Origin of the sequence: Nocardia sp. NPDC060220 (assembly GCF_042727815.1) — a bacterium.
In the GTDB taxonomy this organism is placed as follows: domain Bacteria; phylum Actinomycetota; class Actinomycetes; order Mycobacteriales; family Mycobacteriaceae; genus Nocardia.
The window spans coordinates 1-4,944 of the sequence record NZ_JBHWZY010000524.1; the positions used below are offsets into that span (position 1 = coordinate 1).

At 67.4% G+C, this 4,944-nt stretch carries 5 protein-coding genes; 3 read left to right on the forward strand and 2 right to left on the reverse strand.

What is annotated here, in order from left to right; all coding sequences use genetic code 11:
* Both ACFWF3_RS24150 and ACFWF3_RS24155 read left to right on the forward strand, forming a co-directional pair.
* The coding region (locus ACFWF3_RS24150; RefSeq protein WP_379315378.1) for a GNAT family N-acetyltransferase at window positions 1-202 on the forward strand (202 nt) is incomplete at its 5' end.
* A gap of 56 nt (window positions 203-258) precedes the next feature.
* Entirely contained in the window at window positions 259-2,049 is a 1,791-nt protein-coding gene (locus tag ACFWF3_RS24155; RefSeq protein WP_379315380.1) for a penicillin-binding transpeptidase domain-containing protein, read from the forward strand.
* A 52-nt stretch (window positions 2,050-2,101) separates the two neighbouring features.
* Here ACFWF3_RS24155 and ACFWF3_RS24160 read toward each other — a convergent pair whose 3' ends face one another.
* Window positions 2,102-2,305, reverse strand: coding sequence for a hypothetical protein (locus ACFWF3_RS24160; protein WP_378992222.1), 204 nt, complete (start codon window positions 2,303-2,305; stop codon window positions 2,102-2,104).
* Window positions 2,306-2,571: 266 nt separating this feature from the next.
* Complete coding sequence (locus ACFWF3_RS24165; RefSeq protein ID WP_378992223.1) at window positions 2,572-3,069, reverse strand: peroxynitrite isomerase; 498 nt, start codon at window positions 3,067-3,069, stop codon at window positions 2,572-2,574.
* Between the two features lie 115 nt (window positions 3,070-3,184).
* Between ACFWF3_RS24165 and ACFWF3_RS24170 the strand changes: the two genes are divergently transcribed.
* Window positions 3,185-4,531, forward strand: coding sequence for a TIGR03118 family protein (locus tag ACFWF3_RS24170; protein ID WP_379315382.1), 1,347 nt, complete (start codon window positions 3,185-3,187; stop codon window positions 4,529-4,531).
* Window positions 4,532-4,944: the final 413 nt, after the last annotated feature.

The window sequence follows — 4,944 nt, forward strand, 5'->3', positions numbered from 1 at the left end:
GATCCAAGGCGTGTGGGTGCATCCTGAATTCCGGGGTGCGGGTGTGGGGACCGCCGGGACCGCCTCGGTCGCCAATGCTGTTGTGGCAACGGGCCGTACGGCGAGCCTCTACGTCAACGACTACAACCGCGTCGCCCGCCGCGCCTACAGCCGGGTGGGATTCCGTCAGATCGCTACCTTCGCAACCGTCTTGCTGGACTGAAACTTTGGCGCGTGGCGCCGAGGTCGGAGGGCTTTTCGCCGCTACCATCGGTGCCGATGAGGACACGGATGCTCACCACGTACGCGGTGGCCGCCCTCGCTGTCGCGGCGACGGCCTGTTCTTCCGGTGCCCAGGGGCCGGTGCCCGCCGCCGACGCCTTCGCCGAGGCGTTCGCCGAACACGATCTCCCCGCGGCCGCGGCGCTCACCACCGCACCCGAGAAGGCCGCGGCGGCACTGACTTCGACGTGGCAGGCGTTGCAGGCGGAGAAGCTGTCGATCCGCACCGGCGACGCGCGCGTCAACGGTGACACCGCGACGGTCGACTACACCTACGAGTGGACCCTGCCGAAGGGCCGGCAGTGGACCTATTCCGGCGAATTGCAGATGGGTCGCAGTGACGGGCGCTGGCTGGTCCGCTGGAGCTCCGCCGACATCCACCCCAAACTGGGTGATACCCAGAGCATGGAGTTGCGCACCCGACCCGCGCCGCGCGCCAGGGTGAACGAGGCCGCGGGCAGCGATGTGCTGGTCCCCGGCAAGATCTCGCGGGTGAAGTTCACCGTGGCCGACGCCCCCGACCCCAGCCGCGTCGCCGGTGCGCTCGCCGCGGCGCTGAGCAGTATCGACCCCGTCGCCTACACCCCGCAGTCCATCCTCACCGCGGCGCGCAAGACCGACGGCGCGCACACCGTGATCCTGCTCAACGAGTACGAGGCCGAGACCATCGGCGGCGAACTGATCGGCCTGCCCGGCGTGACCCTGACCCAGGAGTGGGACATGGTGCCCACCGACCGCAAATTCGCGCCCGACCTGCTCACCCAGGTCCGCAAGACGGTGATCGCCGAGGTCGACGGCAAGGCGGGCTGGAGCGTGGTCACCCGCAATGCCGACGGTGCAGACCTCGATGTGCTGCACGAGGAAGCGGCCGAGCCCGCGCCGTCGTTCGCGCTGAGCATCGATCGGTTCGTGCAGAATTCCGCCCAGCACGCGGTCGACCTGCGCACCGAGCAGGCGATGATGGTGGTGTTGCGCCCGTCGACCGGTGCGATCCTCGCGGTGGCCCAGAACAAGTTCGCCGACCGCGACGGGCCGGTGGCCACCAGCGGTCAGTACCCGCCGGGCTCGATCTTCAAGACGGTGACGGCGTCGGCGGCGATGGCCTCCGGGCTGGCCACGCCCGACACCGTGCTGGCCTGTCCGAGCAGCACCATCATCGGCGAGCGCACCATCCCCAACTACAACATGTTCACCGTCGGTGAAGTGCCGATGGCCACTGCCTACGAACGCTCGTGCAACACCACCTTCGCCAGGCTGGCCAGCAAGCTCGAACCCGACGCGCTCACCGAGGCAGCGGCGCGTCTCGGCGTGGGCCAGGACTACAAGGTCGAAGGTCTACCGACCGTGTCCGGGTCCGTGCCGAAGGCCGAGGGGCTCGTCCAGCGCGCCGAAGACGGCATCGGCCAGGGGCGAGTGGTGGTGAGCCCGTTCGGTATGGCCGTGATGGCCGCGACGGTCGCCCATGGTGCCGCGCCGGTGCCGTATCTGATCGCGGGCAGGCCCACCGAGATCACCGGCGATCGGCCCGCGATCGCGCCGGAGGTGGTCGAGGGGCTGCGTTCGATGATGCGCATGGTGGTCACGGGTGGCACGGCCGAACGCATCAGGGATCAAGGTGAGGTCTACGGCAAGACCGGCGAGGCCGAGGTCGACGGTGGATCGCACTCGTGGTTCATCGGCTATCGCGGGGATATCGCCTTCGCGACACTGCTGGTGAAGGGTGGCAGTTCCGACAACGCCGTGGCTGTCACCCGGGATATGTTCGCCGCACTACCCGCCGGCTACTGATCGCGCCGCCGAACGGGCCTGCGGGCCGTACGGAATTCGTGATGGTGTCGGGTCAGTCGGCGTTCTCGGTCGCCAGCAGACCCCGCACCACCGCGAGCGATGTGCTGTCGGTGTGGGATGTCGCTGTGTCGTGCAGCACGTTGTAGCTGACAACGGGCTCGGGTGCGGCGGTGGCCGCGCTGTCGAGGACGTCGATGGCGGCCGCGCCGCCGAGGATCATCCCCGCCGTGGTCAAGATCAAAGTAGAACGCCTCATGGTTCGTCTCCCTCATTCAGGGTTTCGACGTGTTCGCGGGGCAGGTCGTTCGATTGTCTGAGGATTAGCTGATGCACCACCGTAGAACGGCGGTTACTTCGGCAACAGGCGACGGCAGCAAGCGACACACAATTGTTGCCCTATGTGCGGGCGTGTTCGAACACAACTGCTACCGGGCCGTGATGAAAAGGTGAATTATCGGTTTCGATCCGGCAAATGCGCTGATCAAAGGTCATGCTCGGGTAACTTGCCGAATTGCGCGTGACTCAGCCGCGTTGCAGAGTTGCCGCTAGGTGATGCTGCAAAGATTCGCCGACCGCCGCCATTCGTAGCGTGTACTCGATGGTGTCGCCGGTGACATGGAATGAGCGTCCGACGGCGGTAACCGGCTTTGCTGATTCGCTCAGGCCGATATTCGTGGAGTTCAATTCCAGACGAATTCCGTCCACCGTTTCGGTGATCGTGCCCTCGCAGATCTCGGTGATTCCGGTCGGATGGGCGAGTATCAATTCGACCCGGCCCGGCGCCGGGCTGCGCAGGTAGCCGGTCTCCGCGTGCAGCGGCCTGCCGTCGGAGCCGGCCTTGGTGCGCTGCTTGTAGGTGAGGAACGGTCGGCCCAGGTGCCCGAAGGTGATCTCCTCGACGTAGTCGAAGGATTCGATGGTCGGGTATTCGCCGCTGCCCCGACCGCGCCAGGTGCCGAGTAGTGGTGCCAGGGCGGCGATGTCGGGATGCGGGGCGATGTTGGGGGAAGGTTCGACCACGGCCGACAGCGTAGCCCTGTGCTTCCTGCGACGGTCACGGCACACCGCCGCATCAGCCACGATAAGGTCAGCCTCGCCTGAACGCCGTCCGGCGGAAGGTCGAAAGGACAAGAACGTGAACGGACATGTGAGGGGCGCCCGCGGGGTGCGGTCCGGGCTGGTGCGCGGTGCGGTACTCGGCGCGGCAGTGTTGCTCGCCGTGGCGTGCTCGAACACCGAGCCCTCGAGCGACGATGTGGCCGCGCTGGACGGCAACCGCTACGGCCAGACCAACCTGGCCGCCGACAAGGACTCCTATCACGCCCAGTTCACGCTGCCCGGCATGGTCAACGCCTGGGGACTGGCCGATCGGCCGAAGGGCGCGGGTGGGCATTTCTGGGTCGGCGCGGGCGGCAAGTCGTTCCAGTTCCTCGGTGACGTGCAGTCGTCCTCGGATCCCAAGCTGCAGAAGCTGACCCAGGACCAGCTCAAGCTCGTCGGCGTCCCCGGCGCCGATGCCGATACCTCCGACAAGAGCATCGGCAAGGTCACCGGCGTCGTGTTCAACCCGGCGCCGATCACCTCGGATCTGTTCGCGGTGCGCGACCAGTGGGTCGATGTGGACGGTGTGCCGATCCCGCTCGGCGGTTCCTCGCGCTTCATCTTCGCCACCGACTCGGGCAAGATCTCGGCCTGGACCGAACAGGCCCCCGACGGCGCGATCGTGCGCCGCGACGGCGGCGCGAACCAGGTGTTCGACGGTTCCGCTGCGGGCATGGCCTTCTTCGGAATCGCGCTGGCGCCCTCGGGTGACAAGCTGCTGGCCGCCGATTTCGGTGCCGACCCGCAGGTTCGCACCTTCGACAAGTTCTGGCAGCCGGTCGCGACCACCGGTTTCGCCAACCCGTTCGCCACCGGTGAGGTGATCGACGCGTCCTCGCCCGAGAAGGGCAAGAAGGCCAAGCCAGGCGATCCCGCGCCGTTCAACATCACCACCCTGGGCAGCCGGGTGTTCGTGTCCTATGCCGTGACGCAGCCCGACGAGAACGACCCGAAAGCCTTCGACAAGGCCGAGGAAGCCTCGCTCGACGCCGACCAGGACAAGGACTCCCACGGCAAGCCCGACAAGGGCAAGGTCGCCGAGTTCGACGGGGCGGGCAAGCTGGTGCGCATCATCGACGACGGCGGCAGGCTCAACGCGCCGTGGGGTGTGGCGATCGCGCCGTCGAACTTCGGCGCGCTGTCGGGCAAACTGCTGATCGGCAACTTCGGTGGCCTCGGCCGGGTCCTCGCCTACGACGACACCACCGGCACCTTCGTCGACTATCTGCGCGACGGTGAGGCGAAGCCGGTCGAGATCGCGGGCCTGTGGGCGCTGATGTTCGGCAACGGCGAAAGCCTGGGCGACGCGAACGCCCTCTACTTCACGGCGGGTCCCGAAGACGAGAAAGACGGCCTCTTCGGCAGCCTGCGCGTGCAGTAAGCAGGCCCTGGGGGCGCGGCGGACAAGGGGCGGCGAAGCGGACAATTTGGATGTCCGGTGCCGATTCGCTTCCGCCGACGGGCCGTTGTAGGGGACAGTGGTGGCGGAATGGTTGCCGGGTGGATGCGATCGGTGTCCACCCGGCGTGTTCCGTCCGCACGCGATGGCACCCCCGCCGGGGTGCCGTGCCCGAGCCGGAGGTGTGCCAGATGAAGATTTCGCACGTTGACGTCGTCGGTTCGGCGGGGGAGCGGTGAAATGCGGCACGCGGCACGAGAGGCGATGCTGCCCGGCCGGGACGTGCTCCTCGCGGCATTCCGTGGTTTGCCACACGATGACCACCCCATCCTCGATGCCGCCGGGGAGCTGGCACTGCTGCACCAGTTGCGCGAGCGCTCCCCGCTGAGCGAGTC

Bases quoted from the DNA above. Each gene is read 5' to 3' on its own strand.
- ACFWF3_RS24155 (WP_379315380.1), top strand. From the start codon at position 259: ATGAGGACACGGATGCTCACCACGTACGCGGTGGCCGCCCTCGCTGTC.
- ACFWF3_RS24160 (WP_378992222.1), bottom strand. From the start codon at position 2,305: ATGAGGCGTTCTACTTTGATCTTGACCACGGCGGGGATGATCCTCGGC.